Annotated in this window: 18 protein-coding genes and 6 pseudogenes; 13 read left to right on the forward strand and 11 right to left on the reverse strand. The window is 69.3% G+C overall.

Annotated features, from left to right (window positions below):
• Positions 1 to 44: 44 nt before the first annotated feature.
• The 7 genes and pseudogenes from ACY0PA_RS35640 to ACY0PA_RS35670 form a co-directional block, all read left to right on the forward strand.
• Positions 45 to 173 (forward strand): annotated as a pseudogene (locus tag ACY0PA_RS35640) (helix-turn-helix domain-containing protein); the annotation flags it as partial.
• A gap of 378 nt (positions 174 to 551) precedes the next feature.
• Complete coding sequence (locus ACY0PA_RS35645) at positions 552 to 3,632, forward strand: ATP-binding protein (protein WP_473086536.1); 3,081 nt, start codon at positions 552 to 554, stop codon at positions 3,630 to 3,632.
• A 243-nt stretch (positions 3,633 to 3,875) separates the two neighbouring features.
• A complete protein-coding gene (locus tag ACY0PA_RS35650) occupies positions 3,876 to 4,469 on the forward strand; it encodes a hypothetical protein (RefSeq protein ID WP_473081536.1) in 594 nt (197 codons plus the stop codon).
• Between the two features lie 81 nt (positions 4,470 to 4,550).
• Positions 4,551 to 6,305 carry a condensation domain-containing protein gene (locus ACY0PA_RS35655; protein ID WP_473081537.1) on the forward strand — a complete coding sequence of 585 codons (1,755 nt, stop codon included), beginning with the start codon at positions 4,551 to 4,553 and terminating at the stop codon, positions 6,303 to 6,305.
• On the forward strand, positions 6,302 to 7,573 hold the full coding sequence (locus ACY0PA_RS35660; protein WP_473081538.1) for an MFS transporter: 1,272 nt from the start codon (positions 6,302 to 6,304) through the stop codon (positions 7,571 to 7,573). The genes ACY0PA_RS35655 and ACY0PA_RS35660 overlap by 4 nt, the downstream gene beginning before the upstream one ends.
• Positions 7,574 to 7,575: 2 nt before the next feature.
• Positions 7,576 to 8,718, forward strand: a complete 1,143-nt coding sequence (locus ACY0PA_RS35665) for a LuxR C-terminal-related transcriptional regulator (protein ID WP_473081539.1) — start codon at positions 7,576 to 7,578, stop codon at positions 8,716 to 8,718.
• Positions 8,715 to 9,350 (forward strand): pyridoxamine 5'-phosphate oxidase family protein, encoded by a 636-nt coding sequence (locus ACY0PA_RS35670; protein ID WP_473081540.1) that lies wholly within the window; start codon positions 8,715 to 8,717, stop codon positions 9,348 to 9,350. Before ACY0PA_RS35665 ends, ACY0PA_RS35670 begins: the two co-directional genes overlap by 4 nt.
• A gap of 136 nt (positions 9,351 to 9,486) precedes the next feature.
• Here ACY0PA_RS35670 and ACY0PA_RS35675 read toward each other — a convergent pair whose 3' ends face one another.
• The gene (locus ACY0PA_RS35675) at positions 9,487 to 10,149 is read right to left on the reverse strand and encodes a carboxylesterase family protein (RefSeq protein ID WP_473081541.1); all 663 of its coding nucleotides are present in this window, start codon (positions 10,147 to 10,149) and stop codon (positions 9,487 to 9,489) included.
• Between the two features lie 344 nt (positions 10,150 to 10,493).
• Between ACY0PA_RS35675 and ngcE the strand changes: the two genes are divergently transcribed.
• A complete protein-coding gene (gene ngcE / locus ACY0PA_RS35680; RefSeq protein WP_473081542.1) occupies positions 10,494 to 11,783 on the forward strand; it encodes an N-acetylglucosamine/diacetylchitobiose ABC transporter substrate-binding protein in 1,290 nt (429 codons plus the stop codon).
• A gap of 360 nt (positions 11,784 to 12,143) precedes the next feature.
• Positions 12,144 to 12,443, forward strand: coding sequence for a winged helix-turn-helix transcriptional regulator (locus tag ACY0PA_RS35685; RefSeq protein ID WP_473081543.1), 300 nt, complete (start codon positions 12,144 to 12,146; stop codon positions 12,441 to 12,443).
• On the opposite strand, the pseudogene ACY0PA_RS35690 reads toward ACY0PA_RS35685, so the two are convergent.
• The 3 genes and pseudogenes from ACY0PA_RS35690 to ACY0PA_RS35700 all read right to left on the reverse strand — a co-directional run.
• Positions 12,432 to 13,071: pseudogene (locus ACY0PA_RS35690) on the reverse strand (IS5 family transposase); the annotation flags it as partial. The gene ACY0PA_RS35685 and the pseudogene ACY0PA_RS35690 overlap by 12 nt on opposite strands.
• Positions 13,072 to 13,129: 58 nt before the next feature.
• A complete protein-coding gene (locus tag ACY0PA_RS35695) occupies positions 13,130 to 13,546 on the reverse strand; it encodes a transposase (RefSeq protein WP_473086537.1) in 417 nt (138 codons plus the stop codon).
• Positions 13,518 to 13,991, reverse strand: a pseudogene (locus tag ACY0PA_RS35700) (transposase); the annotation flags it as partial. The gene ACY0PA_RS35695 and the pseudogene ACY0PA_RS35700, both read right to left, overlap by 29 nt.
• 73 nt (positions 13,992 to 14,064) lie before the next feature.
• Between ACY0PA_RS35700 and ACY0PA_RS35705 the strand changes: the two are divergent.
• A pseudogene (locus ACY0PA_RS35705) lies at positions 14,065 to 14,398 on the forward strand (transposase); the annotation flags it as partial.
• Here the strand turns inward: ACY0PA_RS35705 and ACY0PA_RS35710 are convergent.
• Together ACY0PA_RS35710 and ACY0PA_RS35715 are read right to left on the reverse strand one after the other, a co-directional pair.
• Positions 14,382 to 14,600, reverse strand: a complete 219-nt coding sequence (locus tag ACY0PA_RS35710; protein WP_473081544.1) for a hypothetical protein — start codon at positions 14,598 to 14,600, stop codon at positions 14,382 to 14,384. The pseudogene ACY0PA_RS35705 and the gene ACY0PA_RS35710 overlap by 17 nt on opposite strands.
• Before the next feature lie 443 nt (positions 14,601 to 15,043).
• A pseudogene (locus tag ACY0PA_RS35715) lies at positions 15,044 to 16,450 on the reverse strand (IS1380 family transposase).
• Between the two features lie 704 nt (positions 16,451 to 17,154).
• On the opposite strand from ACY0PA_RS35715, the gene ACY0PA_RS35720 reads away from it, so the two are divergent.
• Positions 17,155 to 17,625 (forward strand): hypothetical protein, encoded by a 471-nt coding sequence (locus ACY0PA_RS35720; protein ID WP_473081545.1) that lies wholly within the window; start codon positions 17,155 to 17,157, stop codon positions 17,623 to 17,625.
• The gene (locus ACY0PA_RS35725; RefSeq protein WP_473081546.1) at positions 17,622 to 20,426 is read left to right on the forward strand and encodes a toll/interleukin-1 receptor domain-containing protein; all 2,805 of its coding nucleotides are present in this window, start codon (positions 17,622 to 17,624) and stop codon (positions 20,424 to 20,426) included. Before ACY0PA_RS35720 ends, ACY0PA_RS35725 begins: the two co-directional genes overlap by 4 nt.
• Positions 20,427 to 20,436: 10 nt before the next feature.
• Here ACY0PA_RS35725 and ACY0PA_RS35730 read toward each other — a convergent pair whose 3' ends face one another.
• From ACY0PA_RS35730 to ACY0PA_RS35745, 4 genes and pseudogenes are all read right to left on the reverse strand, one after another.
• Positions 20,437 to 20,793 (reverse strand): hypothetical protein, encoded by a 357-nt coding sequence (locus ACY0PA_RS35730; RefSeq protein ID WP_473081547.1) that lies wholly within the window; start codon positions 20,791 to 20,793, stop codon positions 20,437 to 20,439.
• Between the two features lie 117 nt (positions 20,794 to 20,910).
• Positions 20,911 to 21,847, reverse strand: a pseudogene (locus ACY0PA_RS35735) (integrase core domain-containing protein).
• 175 nt (positions 21,848 to 22,022) lie between these two features.
• The gene (locus ACY0PA_RS35740; protein ID WP_473081548.1) at positions 22,023 to 22,688 is read right to left on the reverse strand and encodes a TetR/AcrR family transcriptional regulator; all 666 of its coding nucleotides are present in this window, start codon (positions 22,686 to 22,688) and stop codon (positions 22,023 to 22,025) included.
• 16 nt (positions 22,689 to 22,704) lie between these two features.
• The gene (locus ACY0PA_RS35745) at positions 22,705 to 23,454 is read right to left on the reverse strand and encodes an SDR family oxidoreductase (RefSeq protein WP_473081549.1); all 750 of its coding nucleotides are present in this window, start codon (positions 23,452 to 23,454) and stop codon (positions 22,705 to 22,707) included.
• 122 nt (positions 23,455 to 23,576) lie between these two features.
• Here ACY0PA_RS35745 and ACY0PA_RS35750 point away from each other — a divergent pair, with 122 nt between their 5' ends.
• The gene (locus ACY0PA_RS35750; protein WP_473081550.1) at positions 23,577 to 24,536 is read left to right on the forward strand and encodes a quinone oxidoreductase family protein; all 960 of its coding nucleotides are present in this window, start codon (positions 23,577 to 23,579) and stop codon (positions 24,534 to 24,536) included.
• A gap of 466 nt (positions 24,537 to 25,002) precedes the next feature.
• Here the strand turns inward: ACY0PA_RS35750 and ACY0PA_RS35755 are convergent, their stop codons facing one another.
• Entirely contained in the window at positions 25,003 to 25,458 is a 456-nt protein-coding gene (locus tag ACY0PA_RS35755; protein WP_116507027.1) for a MarR family winged helix-turn-helix transcriptional regulator, read from the reverse strand.
• Between the last annotated feature and the right edge of the window lie 4 nt (positions 25,459 to 25,462).

Here is a 25,462-nt window from a genome sequence, read left to right on the forward strand (position 1 = left end):
GGGATCTCAGGGAGGGACCAAGCCCCGTGAACGGTTCGATTTCCATGGGTCGAAAAATCCAGTCACTGCGCAGACGGGCCGGGTTGAGCCAGCGCGAGTTGGCGGCCAGAGCCGGTATGAGTGCCCGTGCGCTACGTGATATCGAGCGCGGTCGGGTGGCGCGCCCGCAGCTGCGGACCGTGCAACGGCTCGCGGCGGCATTGGAGTTGCCCGGGACGGAGGTCCTTGAATTGCATGCGGCGGCCCGGCAGGAACCGGTCAGGAGTTCCGCCAGATTCAGGGTGCACATTCTCGGGACGCTTTCGGTCCAGCGCGGCGACACCCAAATTCCGGTGACCCGGCCGATGCTCAGGCGGCTGCTCGGTCTGCTGGTGTTGCGGCATCCCCAATCCGCAACACATCAGGAGATCATGGATGTGCTGTGGCCATCGGGGCCGCCGCAATCCTCCCGGAGTTTGGTCCATACCTATGTCAGTCAGGTGCGTCAACTCCTGGAACCGGAAGGGGCTTTGGGAAACGCCGGTGACAACGCAGGTGGCGCGGCTCAGAGCGTGGAGCGCGTACCGGGCGGATATCGGCTGCGCGCCGAGGGCGGCCAGACGGATCTGGGCCGCTTCCAGGATCTGGTGGCGCGCGCGAAGCGGACGTACGGCACCGGCGACCTCGAGGTCGCCCACCAGTCGCTCGCGCTCGCCCTGCAGTGCTGGCGGGGACCGGTGCTCAGCGATGTGGATCCGCACTTCGGACAGCACCCGAGCGCGGTCCTCGCCACCGAGCGGCGGGTGGAAGCCGCACTCCTCTACGCCGATGTCTCCCTCACCCTGGGCTGTCCGGAGCCGGCCGTGCCCGTGCTGTGGGAACTGTCCGGCAGCGAACCCCTGCACGAGGGCGTGCACGCCCGGCTCGTACTCGCCCTGGCCGGGTCCGGCGAGCAGGCGGCGGCGCTCAATGTGTACGGGGCCTTCTGCGAGCGCCTGGACGACCAGCTGGGCATCAGACCGGGCCGGGAGCTGCAGGAGGTGCAGCTGCGAGTGCTGCGGCAGCAGATCCCGGGGACCCGGCGCTCGGGCCCCAGCCTCGTGACCGCCCCGTCCAGCGACCCCGGAACCGGTCCGGGCAAGCCCTCCCAACTGCCCGCCGGCACCTCCGCATACGTCGGCCGCGAACGCCAACTCCGGGAGCTGGACGGCCTGCTCGGCACCGGACCCTCGACCCACGCGCCCACCCACGCCACGGTGATGACGGTCGTCGGCCCGCCCGGTGTCGGCAAGACCGCCCTGGCCATCGAATGGGCCCAGCTGCGCCGGGACCACTTCGAGGACGGCCAGCTCTTCGTGGACCTGCGCGGTCACTCGCCGCTTCCGGCCCTGAGCCCCGCGGATGTCCTGGCCCGCTTCCTGCGCGCCCTCGGTGTGCCCCCGGACGGTGTGCCCACCGGTGAGGAGGAAGCCGCCGCGATGTACCGCACGCTGCTCGCCGGGCGGCGCATGCTCGTCGTCCTGGACAACGCCGGCGGTGTGGACCAGGTACGGCCCCTGCTGCCGGGCAGCAGCAGCTGCCGGGTGGTCATCACCAGCCGCAGCCAGCTCGCCGGCCTGGTCGCCACCGCAGGGGCCCAGCGCCTGGGCCTGGACGTCCTCAATCTCTCGGAGGCCCATACGCTGCTCGGCCGGATCCTCGGCGCGCAGCGCGCGGCCGCCGACCCGGACGGGGTGGTTCGCCTTGCCCAGCTGTGCGGCTGGCTGCCGCTGGCGCTGCGGATCGCCGCGGCCAACCTGATAGCCAACCCCACGCTGAGCGTCGCCGCCTACTGCCAGGAGCTGGCCGGCGGCAGCCTGATCGGCGGACTGCAGGTGGAAGGCGACGAACGCTCCACCGTCCGGGCCGCGTTCGACCTGTCCTACCTCGCGCTCCCGGAGGCCGCGCGCCGCACCTTCCGGCTGCTCAGCCTCGTGCCCGGCTCGGACGTCACGGTCCAGGGCGCCGCCGCGCTGATCGGCGTGGAGACCGCCCGGGCGGGCCGGCTGCTGCGCCAGCTCGCCCATTCCCATCTGGTCCAGGAGCCCACGCCGGGCCGGTTCGGGCTGCATGACCTGCTCCGGTCGTACGCCCGTGAACTGGCCGGCGACGAGGAGCCGGAGGCGGTCGGGCGCCTCCTCGACTGGTACCTGGCGCGCACCGAGGCCGCCGCGGAGCTGCTGTACCCGGACGATCTGGCGCACACCGATGCGGCCGGGCGGCGACGGATCGAGTCGGGCCCGGACGAACCGGCCGACGCCGCGCAGGCCGGCGAGTGGCTGACGACGGAGCGGGAGAACCTGGTCAGCACCGTCCGGTACGCTGCCGAGACCGGGCGGCACACGGTGGCCTGGCGCCTGGCCGAGGCCCTGCATGGCTTCCTCTCGCTCGGCATGCACACCGCCGACCGGCTCGCCGTCGCGGCGGCCAGCCTTGCCGCTGCGGTCGCGGACGGCGGGCCGCGGGCCGAGGCGGCCGCGCGGCTGCGCCTGGCCGACTGCCACTGGGTGCGGGGCCGCAACGCCGAGGCCGAGGAGGAGTACGCCCGCGCCCTGGACCTCGCCGAGCGGACAGGCTGGAGCGACGGACAGGCCATGGCGCTGAGGCGGATCGGGGCGGCGCACCAGGAGAACGGCGCGATGGGCAAGGCCTCGCAGTTCCTCTCCCTGGCCCGCGACCTCACCCCCCGCAGCACCGGGCACGGGGCCACCGAGGACCTGATGAACCTGGGCTTGATCTGCTGGAAGATGGGGCGGCTGTACGAGGCCGCGGAGCACTACACGCAGGCAGCCAGGCTCCGCGACGAGCTGGGCTCGGTCGGCGGAGCGGCGATCGCGCGCACCAATCTGGGAGTCGTCTACCGGGCGATGGGCCGCACTGCCGAGGCGATCGAGGTGCTGAACGGGGCGCTTGCCGTGCATGCCGAGGGCGGCAACAAGGCAAGCGCGACCGTGGCGCTGAGCTGTCTCTCAGCGGCCCATTCGGACCTGGGCGACCACGTCCGCGGACTGTGTCTCGCCCAGGACGCCGTCGCCTCCGCGCAGGCCCTGCAGGACCGGCGCCTGGAGGCGAACGCGTGGTTCGCGATGGGGGCCGCCCAGGAACGGGCCGGGGAACAGACGGCGGGGGACAGCTACCGCTTGACGCTGCATCTGGCCTCACTGGTCAACGACCGCTTCCCGCAGGCCGCCGGGCTGATCGGCCTGGCCGCCGTGGCGGTACGGCGCGATGAACCCGAGGAGGCCCTGGACGCCGCGGGCCAGGCGCTTGCGCTCGCCAGAGAGGCGGAGTTCCGGGTGCTCGAGGCCAGCGCCCTGCAAGTCGTCGCCCTGGCCCGGGTGCGGCTCGGCGACGCCGAGACGGCGATCGAGGAGGCGGGGCGGGCGCTCGCGATGCACCGGCAGACCGGCCACCGGCCCGGAGAGGGCCGCAGCCACCTGGTCCTCGCCGGCGCGTACGCGGCGCGGGGCGAGCAGGACCTCGCCTTCGGGCACCGACGCCAAGGGCTGCTGCTCTTCCGGGAGATGGGGATGCCCGGCTACCGGGACTTTGCCGCCCGCCTTGCCGACCACGCCGGTCCGGGGGTGCGGCGAGCTGCCGGGGGGAGGCGTTGAGTTTTCTGCCGCCACGCCCGGGCCGGCTCCGGGCGTGGCGGCGTTCGGGCAGGTCAGCGACGTAATGACAAGGCAGAAACGGCAGCCTCGTACCGCCTGCGCGTTATAGCCACACTGTGGCCGGGTGTCCAACAGCCCTCCGTACGCTCAAGGTTGATAGGTACAGACCATTCCGGAGAGGTACAGGCCACTGAAGGGGCGGGTCGCGTGGAGATCACCAGCGCCACACGGACGGGGAGAGGCATGGGTGTCAGCGAGGACCTTGTTGTCACCGGAGGCCACTTCGCCGTCCTGCTCGACGGAACCGGCCCCGCCCAGGACGGCTGCGGCCACGGCGGGCGCCGGCTGGTGCAGGAGCTCGGCAGCCGGCTGGCCCAGGATCTGATCCGGCACGAGGACGCGCCCCTTTCCCAGCTGCTGCGTGATGCGCTCGGCACCGTCCAGGACACCCACCGCCAGCAGTGCGAGCACTCTCCCGGCCCAGCTCCGGCCGTTGGCGCAGTGCGCGAACGCGGCGGATTCCTCGACCTGTTGATCCTCGGCGGCATGGCCGCCCTGGTCCAGTTCCCCGACCTGACCGTGAATGCCGTACGCGACGTCCGCCCGCTCGGCGGCGGCGCATCCGAGGCGGCGGCGAGCGCCGTCGTCGGCAGTCTGCCCGCCAAGGACGTCCACCAGGTCTGTCTGCTCACGCCAGGCGCGTACCGGCTGGCCGAACCGTACACGAAGAACTGGCCGCAACTCCTCGACCGGTTCGCCAGCGACGGCCCGGACGCCTTCCTCGCCGCGACACCGTACGACGATGCGTCCGTGGCGCTCTGCGTGCAGCAGCACTGACGTCATCCCCGCGGGAGCGGGCCCAGGTCCCCTTCCGAGTATCACGTCTGCCACATCCGCCACCCCATACGAGGTGACCCCTTGCCCCAGCTCACGGTGCCCTTCTCCGGTCTGTCCCGCCGCAGTGGACCGTTGTCCTTCGGGCACGCCAACATCGTGCGTGCCATCACCATCGACGACGACCCCACCCGCCTCAACCTCGCGATGGTCTTCGACGCGCCGCCCACCAGCGGCCTGGACCGGATCGCGGAGCTCGTGCGCACCCTGGTCGAACGGCATCAGTCGCTGCGTACCACCTATCGGTTCACCACGCCGCCCGAACAACAGGTAGCCGGTGAAGGGGAGTTCACCATCCAGGTAGTGGAGGTGGACGGCGACCCGCTGACCGCCGCCGAGCAGACCGCGCGCAGCCTGCGGGCCCGCGTCTTCGACCTCGTCGCCGAACTGCCGTTCAGGGCCGCCGTGGTGACCGAGGGCGGCACCCCGCGCCATCTGGTGTGGGTCGTCACACACGCCGCGATGGACGTCGCCGCCTGCGAGACGCTGCACAGCGAGTGGAGCGCACTGGCGGCGGGCCGGCCGCTGCCGCCGGCGGTGCTGCAACCCGTGGACGTGGTCGAGCTGGAGCGCAGCGCGAGCATCCGCAGGCTCGGCGAGGGCGCGCTGCGCTACTGGGAGACCCTGCTGCGCAAGGTGCCGCAGGCGATGTTCACGCCCTCGCACCATGCCCCGGCCAAGACGTCCTGGCTGCATGCGGGGCTGAGCATCCGCTCCCGTACCACCCCCGGCCATCTCGAGACGATCGCCGCGCGTACCGGTGCCAGCACCTCCGCGGTGGCACTCGCCGCACTCACCGCGCTGCTCGGGCACCGCACCGGGCACCGCACGGTGGTCACCACCTCCCTGTCCGGGAACCGGGTGGTGCGCAAGCTGCGCGGGTTCTTCGGCTCACTGGCCCAGGACGCGCTGCTTCCGGTCGAGTTCGACGGCCTGGAGAGCTTCGATGACGTCGTACGCAAGGTCCGGTCCGCGGCACTGCCGGCGTACCGCAGCAGCTGGTTCGACCCGACCGCGGTGTGGCAAGTGATCAATGGCGTCAGCGGCGAGCGTGGCATCAGCTTCGCCCGTGACCTGGTGTTCAACGATATGAGCGCGCTCGCCACCGCCGCCGAGTCGCCCGACCAGTCCGCGCGCGGCCGGCTGCCCGGGGTATGGATCCCCGGCCATCAGCCGCCGCCCGAGGGGGACGCGGAGCACGGCGACAGCAGCATCGGCTGGCTGCCCGCCGAGGACATCCCCTGTCGGTTCTTCGCCTGCCTGTACCGGATGGATCAGGAGTTCGAACTCGCCCTGTGGGTCGACCCACAGACCCTCGACAAGGCCGAGGCCGAGGAGTTCGGCCGGGCCCTGCTGAAGCTCCTCCACGTGGCGGCCGAGGGTGATCTGCCGCTGAAGGACCTGCCGTCGCTGACGACGCTGCCGCCCGTGGAGCGCGGCGAGGGCTGGATCCTGAGCGATCACTCGTGGATCGAGCTCGACGCCGTACAGGCACTGCTTTCGGACGTCATGGGGGACGACCCGCATCTGGTCACCGCCGCGCCCGACGAGGAGCTCGGCCATCGCCTGGTGTGCCATCTGGTCGCGCCGGCCGACCCGCGGGCCGTCCACGAGCGCACCCTGGTGGCGCTGCCCGGCCGGGTGACCGCGATCGCCCCGCACCACTACCTGGTCCACCCGACCGCACCGGACGGCGAAGGGTCGGACCCCGCGGCCTGGGCCGGACTGCCCGTGCTCGCCGAATCCACCGGACGCCTCCAGGAAGGTGACGCAAAGTGAGCGCCGAGACCGAACTCCGCACGGATGAGGCGGACGCGGTCGGCGGACCGCTGTGGACCACCAACTTCCGCCTGTACTTCGGCGCCCGCACCAGCTCGCTGCTCGGCGACGCGATGCTGCCGGTCGCACTCTCCGTCGGCCTCCTCGAAGCTGGCTACGGCAACGCGGGCGTCGGCTACGCGCTCGGTGCCTGGATGGGCGCACTAGCTCTGTGCATGCTGTTCGGAGGGGTCCTCGCCGACCGGTTCACGCCCCGCCGCATGATGGTGATCGCCGACCTGGTGCGCCTCGTCATCCAGGCCGTGATGGCCGTCATGTTCGTCACCGACCACATCTCGCTGTGGGCCGTGGTGGGGCTGCAGTTCCTCTCCGGCTGCGCCACCGCCCTCTTCCAGCCGGGCGTGGCGAGCATGGTCCCGCAGGTCGCCGGCGATGTGCAGCGGGCCAACGGAACCCTGCGCATCGCCGAGTCGACGGTCGGGGTGCTCGGCCCGGCGCTGGCCGGCGCCCTGGTCGGGTTTTCCGGAGCCGGCACCGTCTTCGCCCTCTACGCCGCCACCTATGCGATCAGCGGCGGCTGCCTGCTCGGCCTGCGCCTCAAGGTGACGCAGGCCGAGCGCGCAGAGTCCATGCTGCGCCAACTGGCAACCGGCTGGGCGGAGTTCCGCTCCCGCCCCTGGCTGTGGGGCGTTATCTCCACCTTCCTTCTGTACGGCTGCTTCGTCGCCGGTGTGTCCCTGCCGGTCGGCGCCGACCTGGTCGTCGACCATCTCGGCTCGACCGGCCTCGGCATCGGCATGGCCGCGCTCGGCGGCGGCGGTGTGATCGGAGGCATGGTGGCCATCAAGGTGCGCAGCAGCCGTCCGCTCGCCGCGGGCTCCGCCGGCTGGGCACTGTACGCGCTGTTCCCGGTGGTGACTGCGGTGCATCCGAACATCGTGGTGCTCTCGCTGGTATGGGCGGTGGCTGGTGCCGGGCTCGCGTTCTGGGCGGTCATCTGGACCACCACCGTGCAGACTCAGATCCCCGCCGACCTGCTCAACCGCGTCTACGCCTACGACGTGGCCGGCTCGCTGGTCTCCATGGCGCTTGGCCGTTCGCTGGCCGGCCCGCTCTCGTCCCTGGTCGGTGCACGCCCGCTGATGGTGCTTGCGACCGTGCTCGGCCTGCTCTGCAGCGGTCTGCTGCTCGCCGTACCCGCCATCCGGCAGTTGCGTGCCGCCGTATCCGACGGCCCGCGGACCGCCGGAGCCGACCGGAGGAAGTGACGTTGTACACCATTCCCGCACCGGATCCGGTGCCTGCGTCGGTCGACGCCTTCGCGGTGCAGGTCTACGAGTACCTCCTCGCCCAGGGCGGCGTCACCCGCGCCACCGTGGGGCGGGCCCTGGACGCTTCCCGGCAGCGTGTCGAGGAGGCCCTCGGTGTGCTCCGCGGACTGCAGCTGGTGAAGGAAAACGGGGCCGGCACCGGGGAGTTGGTGGCCGTCGATCTCGCGGCGGCCCAGAGTGAACTCCTGGTCCCGCTGGAGCTCGCAATCCATGACAACCGGCGCAGACTGGCCGGGGTCAAGGGGCAACTACAGTCCTTCATGAAGGCCTTCGAGGCCGGCCGGCGCGACCGGCCGCGCTGGGAGAGGGTGGTCGTCACCGACGACCCGGACGAGATCGAACTGCGACTCCTCGAGGCAGCGCAGCGCTGCACCCGGGAGATCCTGCTGATGCAGCCTTGTGTGGCGCAGGAGCACACCGAGCTGCGGCAGGCCCATCCGCTGGTTCTGGACGCGCTGCAACGGGGCGTGCAGGTGCGGGTGTTGTACCCGCACACGGCCCGCGGCGACGCCGGCACCCGCTCCCGAGTCTGTGACCTGGTCGCCGCGGGCGCGGCCGTACGTACCTCGCGCGAGGTGCACGGGCGGTCGCTGGTGTTTGACCGCAGCACCGCGTTCGTCCCGGCGGAGGGCGCCGGCGAGAGCGGCACGGGAGTCACCGTGGTGTTTGAGCCGACGGTGGCGAGGTTCCTCGGTGGTCTGCACGATCTGGTGTGGGAGTCCGCGTTCCCGATGGAGCGCGGCGCGGTCGGCTACGCGGGCGCCCGCGACGACCTGCGGGCCACCATCCTGGAGCTGCTCGCGGCGGGCATCAAGGACGAGGTGATCGCCCGCCGGATCGGTCTGTCCGAGCGGTCCTTCCGTCGCCATATCTCGGCGATCATGCAGGACTTGGCGGCGAGAAGCCGCTTCCAGGCCGGGGTCATGGCGGCGCAGACCGGGCTCGTCGGCTCGGGCCGGGCGGCCTTGCCGGGGGCCCTCGGAGCGGAGTTACCCGGTCCTCACGGAGCGGAAGTGCCGCGCCCTCGCGGAGCGGGTTTGCCGGCCTCTCGCGGAGCCGAGCAGACGGCGAGGCCCGCATGAGCCGCTACGCCCACCTCGCGTACACGCCGACGGTACGCGAGGTCCAGGCCGAGATGGGCAGCGCCCTTGCGGCGGGCCGCCGCCTGCGCGCCCCGGCCGACCGGTGCGATCCGCTCACCTCCGTCGAGGCGGGCTTCATCGCCGGCCTCGACGGGTTCCTGCTCGGCAGCGTGGGGGAGACCGGCTGGCCGTACATCCAGTTCCGCGGCGGCCCGCCCGGCTTTCTGCACGTCCTGGACGAGCGGACGGTCGCCTTCGCGGACGTCGGGGGCAACCGGCAGTACATCACCACCGGGAATCTCCGTGGTGATGACCGGGTTGCGCTCTTCCTCCTGGACCATGCGCGGGGTGCCCGGCTGAAGATGTACGGGCACGCCACCGTCACCGGCGCGGGCGAGCGGCCCGAACTGGCCGAGCGGTTGGGGTCGCCGCGGACCGAGGGCCGGGTGGAGCGTCTGGTCACCATCGCGGTCGAGGGCTGGGACTGGAACTGCCATCGTCACATCACCCCGCGGTTCAGCGAGCGGGAACTTGCCGATGCGCTGGCGCCCACGAGGGATCGACTGGACCGCCTTGAGCGGGAGAACGCCGAGTTGCGGGAGGAACTACGGGCGCTGCGGGGGAAGTTGTGAGCGACTGGCCGGGTGCGGAATGGCCGCGGCCCGGTGCGCAACGTGCGCGGCCTGCCGGAGGTGTGCTGCCTCCGGCGGGCGGGTCTGCGTGGGAGTTCAGGTGCTGTGGGCCAGGGGCCGTGGCAGGTGCTGGGCGTCAGGCACCGCGGCGCTGAGCGAGCAGCCAGTCGTAGACCTCGGGGTTGTCGTACGCCCGGGTCCACGAGTCGTGTCCGACGCCGGGATAGCGGGTGAACCGTGCCTGGTTGCCGCGCTCGTGAAGTGCGTCGACGATCTTCTCGGTGTGGCTGATGGGGATGTTGTGGTCCTCCTCGCCGTGGAAGGTCCACACCGGGAGCATGCCGATCCGGTCCGCGGCCTCGGGCATCCAGGATCCACAGATGGGCACGGCGGCGGCGAACCGCTCCGGGTAGCGCGCGGTGATCGCCCAGGTGCCCGCGCCGCCCATGCTCAGACCAGTCACGTACACCCGGTCCGGGTCGATGCGGTACTCCTCGGCGACCCGGTCGAGGAGGGCATACACCCCGGAGATCTCGGCTGCCCAGGTGCTGTAGCCGGGACACTGCGGGGCCAGGACGACGAAGGGCAGTTCGGCGCCCTGCGCCAGTTGCTTGACCGGGCCGTGCGCGGCGAGGTCGAGGGGATTGTCGCCCCGCTCCGAGGCGCCGTGCAGAAAGAGGAGCAGCGGCCAGCGGACCGTCTCGTCCTCGCCGTATTTCCGCGGTACGGAAAGGATATACGGAAGGTCGTTCCCGGCATGGTCAACTTTGAATGTGTGGGTTTGCAGATCGGCGGTCACAAGCACCTTCCCGGACAGTGGATGAAATGTGCGGGGCAAACATCCCGCTGCCGCATACGCGGTGTCAATGAACCTTCAGGAAACCGGAAGTAGTACCTCCGGCAACTCCCTCGAAATGTGCTGCCAAAACTGCCGTATGCGCGTGCCGCGTACCGGCAGAAATGCGCATGTGTGCAGTTCAGGCGACGCTTCAATGCAGTGATCGAGGCTGTAGAAATCTGTGGTTTCTCTATAGCTTTCCGCCTACCAGCTTCCGATACTGTTCCCCCATTCATTCGTCCCGGCGGAATCCGTGCAAGGGTTTCGTGGGTATTTTCGGAGCATGATCTGTGGAGGTTTCATACATGATCGCGCGCGCGGCAGGAAACCCGTTCGGAGTCCGGGAAACGGACGGTCTGGAAGTCGTCGTCTTCGACGGCGGACTCGGCGACCAATATGTCCTGGACACCGAGGACCGCTATCGCGCGGCATTCCCCGGGGCGCAGGTCACCCACACCGCCGTCGAGGACATCCAGGCCGTGCTCCGGCCCCGCTTCGACGACGGCACCCCGCCCGACCTGGTCGACAACACCGGCCCCGGCTCGCTCCCCACCGCGGCCCTTGCCGCGGCCGGCCAACTGACCGATCTGCGGCCGCTCCTCGACGCCCCCGCCCTCGACGATCCGCAGCGCACCGTCGGCGAGACGCTGATCCCGGGAGTGGCCGCGAAGGGCCGCTTCGGCGGCGAGCAGGTCTGGGCGCTCAACTACGCCTACACCGCCTTCGGCATCTGGTACTCGCAGCAACTCCTCGACAAGCACGGCTGGTCGTACCCGAAGACCTGGGACGAGATGCTGGCGCTGTGCGCCGAGGCGAAGAAGGAGGGGATAGCCGGGTGGACCTACCCCGGCGCGTACCCGTACTACCTCCAGTGGACGCTGTACCCCTTCATCGCCAAGATCGGCGGCACGGACGTACTGAAGTCGATCGACAACCTGGAACCCAACGCCTGGAAGCATCCGGCGGTGCGGCAGGCCTTCGAGGCGTACCACGAACTCACCGTCCGCGGATATGTGTTGCCCGGCACTCCGGAGCTCGACCACGTCCAGTCGCAGACGGCGTGGACGAAGGGCGAGGCGCTGTTCATTCCCAACGGCACCTGGGTGGAGAAGGAGACCGCGGGCGCCACCCCCGAGGGTTTCGGGATGACCGTCGCCCCGCCGTCCGGCCTCGACGCCTCGGACGCGCTGTCCTTCGCCACCGTGTGGGCCCAGGTCGGTGAGGCGTATGTGATACCGCGCGGCGCGCGAAACCCCAAGGGGGCCCTGGAACTGCTGCGCCTCATGCTCGGCCGGCAGTCCGCGCGGGACTTCGCGCTGCACTCCTCGTCCCTGACCACCGTGCGCGGCGCGCTGGAGGACATGGACCTGCCTTCCGGACTCGCCTCCGCGGACGCGATGCTGGCCGCCGCGGGCAGCAACATCATTGCGCCGCGCACCGACTGGTACCAGACGCTCAACCGGGAGGTGATCGCCGGTCTCATCGGTGAGATGATGGCGGACCGCATCAAGCCCGCCGAGACGATCGACCGGATCCAGCGAGCCGCGGACGACACGGCCCGGGACCCGGAGGTCACGAAGTACCGGCATCCGTGATGGTTTTCGGTCTCGCAGGCCAAGGCCGAGGCGCCTGCGGAGCTGATAGGAGCCGAAGGCGTGAAGCGCTTCCGCCAGGCGCATGTTGCGCGCGTAGGTTCGGAAGAGGGCGATTGGTTCTTCCCCGGGCGGCATCATGCGGCGCAGTGCTGATGCAACGTCAGGAGAGTAGGGGGCAGGGACTGGTGGGATGCGAACAGTCATGAGACCTCCCCATGGATGCTTCTGTTTTAGAAGCGCCTGGCGGGAGGGTACTGTTTCTGAATCCGAAGCGCCATCCCATGCAGATCGGCAGGCTTGATGACGGCAGCTCCAGTACCTCGACGCCCAGTCCGCGGCTCGTCCACGGGCCGTCCTCTCATGGCCGCCCTCGACCTGTTCGGGCGACGCTGGACCTTGCGCATCTTGTGGGAACTTCGAAGTGAGGCGCTTGGTTTCCGGCCGTTGCAGCAACGCTGCGACGGCATGTCATCCAGCGTGCTTCAGCAGCGTCTCACGGAACTGCAGGACACCCGCCTCGTCGAGCGCGCTGCTCAGGACGGCTACCGTCTGACGGCTCTCGGCAAGGATGCCTGCGCGCAGCTTCGAGGACTGCACCGCTGGTCCGAACGCTGGGCCGGTGAACTCGACCAGGAACCGTCTGGCGGTTCAGGTTCGTAGCCACAATCGGATCGAGGCGACAGTGACCGTGCGCCGTGGAAGATATAGGCGCGCTTGTCATACCGCGTTGCCACGGCACGGAAGCCCTTGAGCTGATTGATCGTTCGCTCGACTTCGTTCCTGCGGGCATACCGTGCCCGGTCGAATCCGGCAGGTCTGCCGCCCTTGCTGCCGCGGCGCTTGCGGTGGGCCCTCTGGTCCCGGCGCTCGGGAATGGTGTACCTGATCTGCCGGCGGCGCAGGTATCGGCGGTTGCGACGAGAGCTGTACGCTTTATCGCCACTGAGGTGATCCGGCCGTGTGCGCGGGTGCCCGCCTGCCAGGCGCGGGACGCGGACCCGCTCCAGGACCGGTATCAGTTGCGGCGCATCACCCCACTGGCCCGGCGTGACCAACAGGGCTAACGGCCGCAGCCCACCCTCACCAGCCACATGGATCTTCGTGCTCAACCCGCCGCGCGAACGGCCAAGGGCTTCATCGGCGCGATGCTCAACGGGCCGGGCACGTCTCCGAGGTTTCCGCGGCGCTTGCTTATGAGCGCCGCGGCGTGCTGGTGGGCGCGACACACCGTGAAGTCCGCACTCACCATGGACCAGTCGATCCGGCCCTCCATATCAGCGTCGGCTAGAAGGTCAGTGAAGATCTTGGTTGTTGGAGGGGCGTCCCGGCCGGGGCGCCCCTTGTTGCTATGCGGTGGTGGGGACGATGGTCCAGGTGGTGCCGGTGTGGGTGAGTCCGAGGTTGATCATTCGGCGGAGGCTGAGGGCGGCTGCTCGGGTGTGGAGCCAGGTGTTGTTGGTGATGGTGCCGCGGTAGCGGAGTCTGCGGTTGCCGCGGTGGACGATCCAGGCGACGGCCCGTTCGACCGGTGGTCTCCAGCGGCGGTAGTCGGCCTGCCAGCCGGAATCGGTGGCAGCCTGGCGGCGGGCGGCTGTCTGGAGGTCGTGGTGCGGCCGGATGGTCAGGATGCGGCCGGCTTTGGCTTTGCTGCACCGCTCGCGCAGGCGGCATCCGGTGCACAGACCTTTGAAGGCGGCCGTGCGCTGCTGGTGCTGTCCGCCGGGGCCGGAGAGGGCGACGGTGTGGCCGGCGGGGCAGGTCACGGTGGAGGCGGTGGTGTTGATGGTGAAGTCGTCGGGCCGCCCCCTTTTGCCGGGCCCGCTCCTGGTCGGCGGCGGCTTCCTCAAGGGCGTCCATGACCTCCTTGCCGATGCACATCCCGGCGGCGTCGTGGTGGGCGCGGGCGGTCGTGGAGTCCACGCTGACCAGGGACAAGTCCGTCTTCCCCTGCCGGGCGGCCTCGGCGATCACACCTTCCAGCAGTGTGGTGAACACGCCGGCGTCCCTCCAGACCCGGAAGCGACCGTAGACCGTCGGCCACGGGCCGAACTCGCCCGGCATCTCCCGCCACTGACTGCTGGTGCGGAACCGCCAGATCACCCCTTCGAACTGCTCCCGCAGCCGCTCGGGGTACGGGCCGTACTCGCCTATCGGCAGGAACGGCTCGATCAACTTCCATTGTCGGTCGGTGAGTTGCCTACGCGTCACGACTGTCTTCCTACCGGATCCGCCTTCCAAGTGGATCCGGTTCGACAATGTTGATCACGACATCGCACAGGCCCTAGCGGGATGGGCCGAGTACGGCTACTGCGCCAGTCACTCGCGGTTCTTCTGGGGACTGCGGCTGCACCTGGTGTGTACGCTGCACGGCCTGCCGGTCGCGTTCGCCCTGACTGGTGCCGAGGCCGACGAGCGCGAGACGCTACTGGGCCATGCTCGACGTCGAGCCCGCGCTGGTCACCAACCGCCCCGGACAGACGCTGATCGGCGACAAGACCTACTTTGGCCGGGACTTCGAGCACCGACTGACGGAGCTGGACATCCGGCTGCTGCGGCCCGCCCGCAAGGGCGAGGCCCCGCGGCCCGGACCGCAACTGTTCAAGCCGTTGCGACAGGCAGCCGGTGCAGCAGTGCCGCCAGAAACGCCCGGTCACTCGGGCTGAATCGCACCCCTTCCTTGCCGAGTTGGCGCTTCAGCACCGTGATCTGATGGCGCAGGGCGAGGATCTCGACGACCTTGTCCCGGTCGCTCTTCGGCAGCAGGCGCAGCATCGCGAACGCGTTCGTCACACCCAGATAGGCAAGTCGCAGCAGCACGGCGGACCATCATGCCGTGTTGATTACCAACTTCACCAGCACGTGATCCCGCCCGACCGCGATCAACTCGTGCACCCCCTCCCACCAGGGCGGATGAGTTTTCGGCACGGGCAACGTCCCGGACCGCCTCCAGCAACGCCGGCAGCAAATCAGCGCTGCACAACTCGTTGGGAGCGGCACCGAGTTGTTGGGCGCGCGTTGGCGGGCAAGTCGGACGGGATGACATGCGGGCACGACCTTCACGATCATGCTGACGGGAATCAGCGCGATCACGAACCGTCGCACCCTTCAACCTCGCTCTTTCGGTTGGGTCGATGAGGCGTCGCTGAGGGGCAACTGTCGGCTGGCCGAGGCGATTTCGGCGTTCGGATATGGCGGAGTCCCGGCGCGGTGGTCGGGTTCTCCAGGGTCCTTCGGGTCGTGGGTGGGCAGGGGATTGTTGGTCAGCTGGCGGGGCGGGGTAGGGCGGCGAGGCGGTGGAATGCTTCGGTGAGTTGATTTCTCCAGGGCCAGGTCGCCGATATCCGCAGGCGGAGGCGTCGGCCTCCGCGGGTGAGGCGGGCGGCGACGTGCAGGAGTCGGTATCGGAGCTTCTTCGGTTCGGCGTCGGCGAGTTCGCTGTCCAGCAGCAGGACGCGGGTCCAGGCGAGCAGGTCGATGGCGGCCAGGGATAGCTCGAGCCAGGTGGCGTTGACGTGGAACTGCCGGGAGGGGAAGCGGCCGAAGCCGGTGTCCTTGCCCGTGCGGATGTGGTCTTCGACGGTCGCGTGGCCGCGCTGGCGGACTTCCAGGAACTGGGCCGAACCGCCGCCCAGATAGGGGGTGTCGGTGAGGAAGACCTGGTGGCGCAGGCCCTCGTCCTGGTCGAACAGGGACAGCTGGGCGCCGGGGTGAGGGCGTTCGCGGCGCACGATGATGCGGGTGCCGGCCGGGTAGCCGGCCAGGTCGACCATGCCGGTCAGCTCGGTGACCTCGGCGCCGTCGCGGAGGGTGCCGTCCTGGTTCAGTGCCGGGTGCCAGAGCCGGTCGGGGACGGCCCGGATCGCGCGGCGGACCGGCTCGGTGACCGCGTATCCGACCGAGAAACGCAGGTCCAGGCCCTGCTCGCGGCGGTTGCGGATGTGGGTGAGGAAGGCTTTCGCGGATCCGGCGCTGTCGGCGCGGACGAGGAGAGCGGTGCCGTGCCGGTGAGCGTCGGGGATCTGCGCGAGTGCCTGGTCAAGCACCGTGATGTGATCGGTGGCGGTGTTCGCTCCGGCGTTGCCGGGACGCAGTCGGCCGGACAGTGCCTCGCCCGTGTTGGCCAGGAAGCACAACAGAGGGTGGAAGCCGAAGCCGCCCTTGTAGGTCGGGGCGGCCTGGTCCTTCTCGGAGTGGCAGGTGACCAGCGTGGCGTCGAGATCCAGGACCAGACCGGGAAGCTCATCTCCGCCGGCCCGGGCCGCGGGGATGCCCTCACCGTGCTCGGCGGCCTGCAGCCAGGCGACTTCCCGGGCCCGGGCGCGGGCCGACGCCAGCGAGAGGAGCACCCTCTCATCGGTGTCGGCGAGCAACCGCCAGGCTGTCGGTGTGGAGGCGACTGACCCGAACACCTCGCCCTGGTCCCGCAGTACGGCCAGGTCTGTGATGGTCTCACCGCCGTCAGCGAGCATCACCGCCAGATCGGTGGCGATCCGTCCCGGATCATGTCCGGTCCCCCGAGGCCGCAGCGGTTTGAGTGCGGTCGACTACGCCGTGGTCAGGCCCGTGGCCTCGGCGAGATCCGCGAGCAACCGTGCCCCGGCATGACCGACCACCCCCGAACCGTCCGCCGAGACATGGAGCCTGGGACGCGAACCGATAGCCTGCACGCAGAAAGTGCCTTCCGCTTGGACCGACAGAACCCCTCGACAAGGTTCATCGTCCCTGCTCAGAAGGCACTTTCGCGTCTACGGTATGGGTGACCGTCCCCGCCCCAGCGAAAAGCCGAGGTTAATGACCGACGCCGCGAACACTCCGTCCGCCACCCGCGCCTCCCGCGTGATCTCGATCGGCGCCGTCGTCATCGGCGTCGCCTACACAGGCTTATGGGCCTACTACTGCCTCGGCGCTCCCCTCGCCAAGATGGAGGCCGACCTCGCCCTGCGGGGCCCTCTTCGACGCGTTCCCCGACCTCGAACTCGCCGTGCTCCCAGGCGAGTTGAGGCCACAGGAGTCGTTCATCGTCAACGGTCATCAAGAACTTCCCGCCATCCCGGCAAAGCCCGCCCGTACGCCGAGCGCACCTGGGTAAAATCCCGATTCGCCGTCCAGCCGACCGACCTCACTCGGACACAGGGGACATTCCATGCCTGCCAGCATTTCCCGCTCTTCGCAGAATTTACGTCGGCAGCTTCCAGGGTGCGCATTCGGCTCGACAAAGGCTCGGCTGGCCGTGCCTGTCCTGGCTCTCATGGTGATCTTCGCAAGCGGGTGCGCAGGCGGCACGAGCACGCCGGCCCACTCACCGGCACCGGCTCCCCCACGCGCCTCGTTCCCGGCCAAGCCGCCCGCCTCCGCGAAGTGTTCAGGAAAAGTGCTGGATCACCGGGACATCAAACATCCCGACCTCGGAGAGGTCCGCGTATTCCTGGTCAGGCGAGCCGTCGCCCTGGACCCGAAAGGGTGCGTCGCAGCCGTCACCGGTAATGGTCACGCACTCAAGACAATCGACGTGGACATCTACGAGAACGAACTGCGCTTCGCCACACCCGAATCCGACACCACCAAGAACACCTTCGTGATCTACAACCCGGGCCGCTACGACGGGGTCCTGGTCCTGGTACCGAACAAGGAAGGGTTCGAGGACATCGGCTGGTCGAGCCCTGAGGATCACTACAGGAGCGCGAAGCTCGCCTACTACAGCGCGCGGCTCGTCGGCCCTGGTGGAGACGGCCGGTACACGATCGTCAAGTCCGAGAATTCCTGCGTCCCCAGCTGCGCCGAGGGCTCCACGACAAACGTCACGCTGCACTGGAACGGCCACGAATACCTGCCGGCCGCATGACGTTCGCCTGGCTGCGGTCACGGGTTGTCCGCCAGGGACGGATCAGGACCGAACTCGGGTACGGCGTCTTTCTCTCGTACAGCGGGGATCGCGACCGGCAATGGCTTCCGCACCTGCAACGGACCATCGAAAGGCAGTCCCGCCCCTGGTACAAGCCGCCTCGGATCAGAGTGTTCCTCGATGACAGCGGAGTATCGATCGGACCGCAGCTCTGGGGGAAGATCGAGGCCGGTCTTTCCCGCTCCGAATGGCTCGTGGTCATGGCGTCGCCGGAGGCGAAAGCATCGTCATGGGTCGACCGGGAAATAGAGTGGTGGCTGGAGAACCGGTCGGTCGACAGCATCCTTCTCGTCGTGTCCGACGGACAACTGGTGTGGGACGAGCAACGCGGCGACTGGAACCCGGAGTTGTCGACGGCACTCCCCACCCGATTGTCCGGACGGTTCGAGCAGCAACCGGTCTGGAAGACCGTGGACCTGCGCCACCCCAACGACGGCGCGGATCTGCTGCCCGATGTAGACGGCGTCGCCCTCGGCATCGCATCCGTCGTGCGTGGCCTTCCCGAGGGCGACCTCAAGTCGGAAGGCATGCGCGACACCCGGCGCAACCTGCGAACGGCCAGGATCACCGCCGCGATCTTGGGGTTACTCCTCCTGGTCACGAGCACGGTGTCGGTGATCGCGCTCGTCCAACGCGCCGAGGCCACCCGCCAGCGCGACCATGCCGTCGCACAGCAGCTGATCAGCCAGAGTTCCTTCCTCGCGACCCGTGACCCGCTCGGCGCCCGGCTGAAAGCGCTGGCAGCCTGGCAGATCGACCCCACTCCGGAATCCCATCTCGCGGTTCTCAACGCCGCCGTCAACCCGGAAACAGGTTTGCTCGCGCACTCCTGGCGCGTGGGATCGGTGGCCTACAGCCCGGACGGCAAGACCATCGCCTCCGGAGGCGGAGACGGCATCGTGCGGCTCTGGGACGCGGCCACACAGCAGAAGGTCGGTGCCCCGTTCATCGGGCACAACCAAGGCATTTCGTCGGTGGCCTTCGGACCGGGCGGGCGGACCCTGGCCAGCGCGAGCGCGGACGGCACTGTCCGGCTCTGGAACGTCGCCGACCGCAGACAGATCGGTGACGCGCTCAACCCCCGTTCCGGGGCGATCAATTCGGTGGCCTTCAGCCCTGACGGCGGGACTCTTGTCACCACTGGCGACCACGACTCCGGGGCGGCCGTACGCATGTGGGACGTGGCAGCACATCGCCAGATCGGCAAGCCACTCGGCGGTCGGGACTCCTTCGTCGACGGGGTGGCCTTCAGTCCCGACGGCAGAACGTTCGCCACCGCAGACGCTGACGGCGTACAACTCTGGGACGCCCGCTCCCGTGTGCCCCTCAGCAAGAAGATGGGCGTACACGGCATCAGCGTCACGTCGGTCGCCTTCAGCAAAGACGGCAGGACCATCGCCGCCTCCGATTACGACGGCAGCGTCCGGCTCTGGAACACCTCGACCCGAAAACCAGCTGGGAAGCCGTTCACGGCCAATGGCTGGTCGGCCAATGGCTGGTCGGCCGATTCGGTGGCCTTCAGCCCCGACGGCACGATGTTCGCCGCCGCCTACAGCAACGACAGCGTGCAACTCTGGAACGTCGCCCAGCACAGTCCGGTGGGAGCACCCTTCACCGGCCACACGGGTCCGATCGAGGACATGGCCTTCAGCCTGGACGGATCGACCCTGGCAACTGCCAGTAATGACACCACAGTTCGGCTGTGGAATATCCGCGCACAACGGCAGACCGGACCGTCGATCGATACGGGGGAGCTCAGTAAGACAGTTGTCAGCCCGGACGGGCGGACCCTGGCCGTTACTCGTTCCGACGTCGTGCGCTTCTGGAACGTCGCCACACGCCGCCAGATCGGTGGCCCCTTGGACTTGGGCCGGACGCCCACGGACCCCACGATCGCTTTCAGCCCCGACAGCAGGGTGATCGCGACCGCCAACACGTATGGAACAGAGTCCGGGGTGAGGCTCTGGGACCTCAAAACCCGACGTCAGACAGGCAAGTTGCCAAACGACGGCCGCACCAGTGCCGATTACGCCCTGGCCTTCAGCCCCGATGGCAAAACCCTTGCCACCTCCACCAGGGACTCCATACGCATATGGAATCTGGCGACACATCGTCAGATCGGTACGGTGCCCGGTGTCACCGGATGGACGCTCACGTTCAGCCCTGACGGTCACACCATCGCCGCCAACACCCAAGACGACACAGTGGCGCTCTGGGACGTCGCCACACGTCGCCGCATCGGCGAGACGGCGCCCGGCCACACGGCAGACATCATGGCCGTGGCGTTCAGCCCCGACGGCAAGGTGATCGCCACCGCGGACCGCGACAACACCATCCGGCTCTGGAGCGTGGCCACGCGCAAGCAGGTCGGGGAACCGTTGACCGGACATCTCAGGGGCGTGAACTCCGTGGCGTTCAGCCCCAACGGGAAGGTGCTGGTCAGCGGCGGTATGGATCAGACGGTCAGGCTCTGGGACGTAGGTACCCGGCGCCAGATCGGCGAGCCGCTTCAAGGGCACAGCGGTGCCGTCGCCGGCGCGGTCTTCGATCCCAGTGGCAGGACGGTCATCAGTTGGGGCGAGGACAAGACGGTGCGGCTGTGGGGTGTCGATGCGACGGTGGATCCGGTGCGCTCGCTGTGCTCATGGGCACGGGGTGCGTTCACCGCCGGCCGATGGCGCGCCTACGTACCCGCAGGCCCCGCCTACCGGCCGCTCTGTCCGAAGTCCGGAGCAAAGTGAAGTGGCGCCCTCACGAGGTGACGTGAGTGGTGCCCGGCGTCAGCCGGTCGCCGTGGCGGTACCAGACCGTGGTGGCGTCGCCGGTCGGGCAGCAGTGCGGGTCGTTCGTGCGGTACCACTTCTCGTGGGCCACGATCCGGCCCGTCGAGAAGTCCAGTCGCACGAGTGCCGTGCCGTACACCGCGGACTTCTTGCGCGGGGTGATCGTGCCGATCACGGCGAGGTTCTTGCCCGCGTGCGTGTAGACCGCGTACGCCGCCAGGATCTGGCCGTTCTGGGTGACGCCGTCACCGCAGCCGAGGTATACGGCGGCCTCGTCACGGTGGTCGCCGTCGGTGTCGCCGTACAGGACCGTTCGTCCGCGCATGAGGCTCACCTTTCCCCAGACGGTGGACTTGGCCGTGGCCTGCCCTTGCGCGTCGAATCGGACGAGGTCCGGCACACCGCAGAACGCTGCGCTTGCCGGAAACCTCATCCATCGAGGTCAGGCGGCGTGGTGGTACTCGTGGAGGATGCCGCCCAGGCGATCGCGTCTTCGTATGTCGAGGCGATTGAGCTCCTCCGGATCGGCGACCGTAACGGGCAGGGGACGTAGCGGGCGGGCGTTCGCAATGCCCTGATGAGGCCGATGGGAGTTGTAGAACTGTTCGAACTCGTGCAAGGCGTGGAGCAGATGCCGCTGATTCCAGATCAACGTGCGGTCCAGCAGCTCGCGCCGGCAGGTCTGCACCCACCTCTCCATGACCGAGTTCATCCGCGGCATCCGGACGCCGCTGAGGACGCTCTCGATCCCCGCATCTCGCAGGACGGCGTCGAACAGCTCGGGGAACTTGCCGTCCCGGTCTCGGATCAGGAACTTGGCCTTGAATCTGGCGTCTTCGAGGTCCATGACCAGGTTCTTTGCGGCCTGCGTCACCTAGAGAGCGGTCGGGTGTGCAGTCGCGCCCAGGATCCGGATCCGTCGGGTGCTGTGCTCGATCACCGCGAACACGTACATCCGCGCCCCGGACAGGGTGACCGTCTCGAAGTAAGTCGCACGCCAGCACGGCCTCGGCCTGGGAGCGCAGGAAGTCTGCCCAGGTACTGGAGTTCCGTTCGGGCGCTGGGTTGATCCCGGCCTCCTTGAGGATCTCCCATACGGTGGAGGCAGCCACCTTTACGCCGAGGATTAGCAGTTCGCCGTGGAGGCGCCGGTAGCCCCAGTTGGGATTCTCCCGGGCCAGGCGCACGACCAGAGCGCGGATGGAGTGCACGGTGCGAGGCCGGCCTGGTCGCTTCGGGCGCGACGCGGCAGCGAGGCGGCGTGTGGCCAGGTCGCGGTGCCAGCGCAGCAGCGTGTCCGGCCGGACCAGCAGTCGCAGCCTGTGCAGCGCATCCCGCGGAGGCCCTGAAACGGCACATGGTCGCGCGGCTTGTCGTATGTCGTGCTCGCCGCGTGATGAAGCATTGCATCGGAAGGACGCGGTGTGAGGGGGAAGAAATTTTCCCCGGCACGCAATGCACCGGGGATCCGGTTGATCCCTCAGTGAGAAGGAAAAGCGCAGAACGGCGAAGCAAAAGCACGGGGGCGCTGCATTCATTATGGGAGCGCAGGGCTCAGCCCTCGGAGGCGTTCCACAGCTCGCTGAGTTCTGCCCAGTCCGGAGCCGGGCTCTGCAACGCGGTGGGCCCATCGGTGGTCGACGTGCGCAGTCCGGCGAGGATCAGGTCCAGGTACCGCAGGTGGAGCGTGGTGGCGCGTTCGTCGGTGACGGGGATCCGCGCGGTGAGGTGTTCTAGCAGCAAGGGGACGTCGGCGGAAGTGAAGTCGGCGCGCAGTACGCCCGCGCGGTGCGCGCCGTCCACCAGGTCGTCGAGGGCGGCCCGGAGCCGGCTGGAGGCGGCCACGATCTCATCGGTGGCCGGCAGTCGGCCGCCCATCAGCGGGAGCAGCGGACCGACTGCACCCTGGGCCGAGAGCGCGTTCCGCAGGAAGCGGGCGAAGGCCGCCCAAGGGTCCGGCTCCTCGGCGAGGGCTGTGCGGGCCTGGGCGACGAGCTGTTCCATCCCCATGACGCGCATCCGCTGGGCCAGCAGCTCCTTGCTGGGATAGCGGCGGTAGAGGCTGCCCATGCCGATGCCGGCCCGGCGGGCGATCTCCGAGACGGGGGCGTCCCAGCCAAGCTCGGCGAAGACTTCGCGCGCAGCCTGCATGAGGCGGGCGTCGTTGCGGTCCGCCTCCCGCCGGCGGCCGCGCGGTCTGCCGGTCTGCGTGTCACCCATGGACAGGTATTTTCCCCTACCGGCGTGCCACGCCGTACCCACCGTCGACGGTGAGCACCTCGCCGGTGACGAAGTCGGCGTCCTCGCCGACGAGCATCGCGATCGCCCGGGCCACGTCCTCCGGCTCCGCGACCCGCCCCAGGGGCGTGTTCTCCGCCAGCCGCCGCTGGAACTCCTGCGGCATGCGCGCGCTGCTCTCGGTGCGGACGTAACCCGGCGCCACGACGTTGACGTTGATGCCGAGCGGACCGGCCTCGTAGGCGACGAAGCGCGCGAAGGTGTTCAGGGCGGCCTTGGCGGTGCCATGGGCGGCCATGCCCGGGGCGGGCGGACCGTCGGCCACGGCGCTGGAGACATACACGATGCGGCCCTGTCCCCGGGCGCCCATGAGTGTCAGCGCTTGCTGGGTGAGGGTGTAGACGGAAGCCAGTTCGTCCGTCACCTTCGTCCTGAAGTCGTCCCAGGCGAGGGCTTGAACCGGGGTGGGAATGAAGCGGGCGCCGGCGTTGCAGACAAGAACATCCAAGCGCCCGTCGACCGCGGAGCGCTCCAGCAGTTCGGCAGCCTGGGTGGGGTCGTGCACGTCGGCCTGCACGGCGAAGGCTTCCCCGCCGTCGGCCTCGATGAGCTTGACCACCTGGTCGGCGGACTCGCGGCGGGAGAAGTAGTTGACGGCTACGCGGTAGCCGCGAGCCGCCAGTTCCCGTGACGTGGCAGCGCCGATTCCCCGGCTGCCGCCGGTCACCAGGGCCGTGGGCTTGGTCATGGCGTTCATATGTCCTCCCGCGTCGGGTGATCGACTGCCCAACTTATCGGAGCGGAGCGCTCCGTTCAAAAAAGTGACCGCGATGGGGAATCGGGCCTTCCGGCACCGCGTTGTCCCCTGACATGAGCGAAGTAGTAGTAGCGCGTGCTTACGGTGGTCCCGAGGTGCTGTCGGTGATCGATGTCGCCGTAGCGGAGCCCGGGCCGGGTCAGGTGCGCATCGAGGTCCGCGCCGTCGGCGTCAACCCTTTCGACCACAAGATGTACAGCGGTGCCTTCGGAACCGATCCGGCGAACCTGCCGATGCGGCTCGGTGCCGAAGCGGCAGGTGTGGTGACCGCTGTCGGTGCCGACGCGACCGGCCCCGCCGGTCCGATCCAGATCGGCGACGAGGTGATCGCGTACCGGGCGCCCGGCGCGTACGCCGCCGAACTCATCGTCCCGGCCTCGTCGGTGGTGCCCAAGCCCGCCGCTCTCTCCTGGGAGCAGGCCGGAGGACTGATGGTCACGGGCGTCACCGCTGTGCACGTTCTCGAAGCGATCGGCCTACGTGAGAACGACTCGGTGCTGGTCCACGGCGCGGCGGGTGGCGTCGGCCTGATGGCCGTGCAACTGGCCGTCGAGCGCGGAGCCAGGGTGCTGGGAACGGCGAGCCCGGCCAAGCACGACGTACTGCGCGACCTGGGGGCGATTCCGATCGCGTACGGGCCGGGTCTGGCGGACCGGGTGCGCGCGGCAGCACCGCAGGGAGTCCACGCGGCTGCCGACCTGGTGGGCACCGACGAGGCGGTGGACGTCTCGGTGGAGTTGGTGGCGGACCGGTCCCGCATCGCGACCGTCGCGGCGTTCGAACGCGGGGCCCGAGCCGGCATCAGGCTCCTTGGCGGCGGGCCCGGCGCGGACCCCGGCACGGAAGTCCGCGCCGCTGCGCGCCTACAGCTCACCGAAGCCGCGGGGGCCGGGCGACTGCGCGTCCTGATCGCCGCCAGCCATCCGTTGCGCGAAGCCGCCGCCGCGCATCGGCAGATCATGACCGGGCATACGACGGGGAAGATCGTCCTCGTCCCGTGCCCCGGCCCCTGACTGCACCGGCAACTTCGTTCGGATGGCCGTGGCCGGCCGACGCACGAGTCCTGATGCTGGTGTACCCGTGACGTCATGACGCAGTGAGAAGAGAGGAGGGAGCGTCCGAGGCGAAAGCGGAGGGCGAAGAAGCTCTACCCCGTTGCTCGCGGTGGTGGGGACCGCTGGAAGCTGCGGCACCCACCTGCTTGAGGCGGCAGGGCGCGCCGTTCAGGATCCGTTCCGCCCTGCACGGATTGACCGTGCGTGGACGAGATCGCCGTGCCGATGTCGACCTTGAGGCGAGGGCGGTGGACTGGTCCTCGAGCGAGTGGTCGCTGCTTTCGCTGCGGGCTGAGCGGTGCCGCGGTCGGCTGGAACCCCGCTGGCGGCGGCATACGATGCGCCGAGACCGCCGGGGGAGCGGGCGGTGTGCGCCGTGCCTGGGCCACCGACGCGCCAGCCTGTCCTTGACCGGCCGACGAGCTCAGGCGTTGCGCACCGTCTTGCTCACCTGGTCGAGCAGCGTCCGTAGCTGCGCGCTCTGGTCCGGTCCCAGGCCCTCGGTGATGTGACGCTCTACGTCGGCGATCACCTGGTCGGCCGCGCGCAGCGCCTCCCGCCCGGCGTCGGTGAGGTGCAGTTCCTGCACGTGCCGGTGGCGCGGGTGCTCGCGCCTCTCCAACTGGCCGCGGCCCTCCAGGCGTGCCACGAGGGAGGCGACGGCCTGAGGGGTGACGTTGAGGCGGCGGGCCAACTCGGCGCCGGCCAGCCCTGGTTCGCTGTGCACCGACATCAGCAGGGTGTAGTGCGCGGCGGCCATGCCCAGCGGGCGTAGCCGCTGTTCCTTGAGCGTCTGCACCGCCAGTTCCGCGCGCCGCAATGCCCAGGTCACCCGGTCAAGCGCGCCGAGCCCCACAGGCTCCTCATCATCACGTATCACCTGC

The sequence above is a fragment of the Streptomyces sp. DS1-CR2 genome (assembly GCF_055760475.1).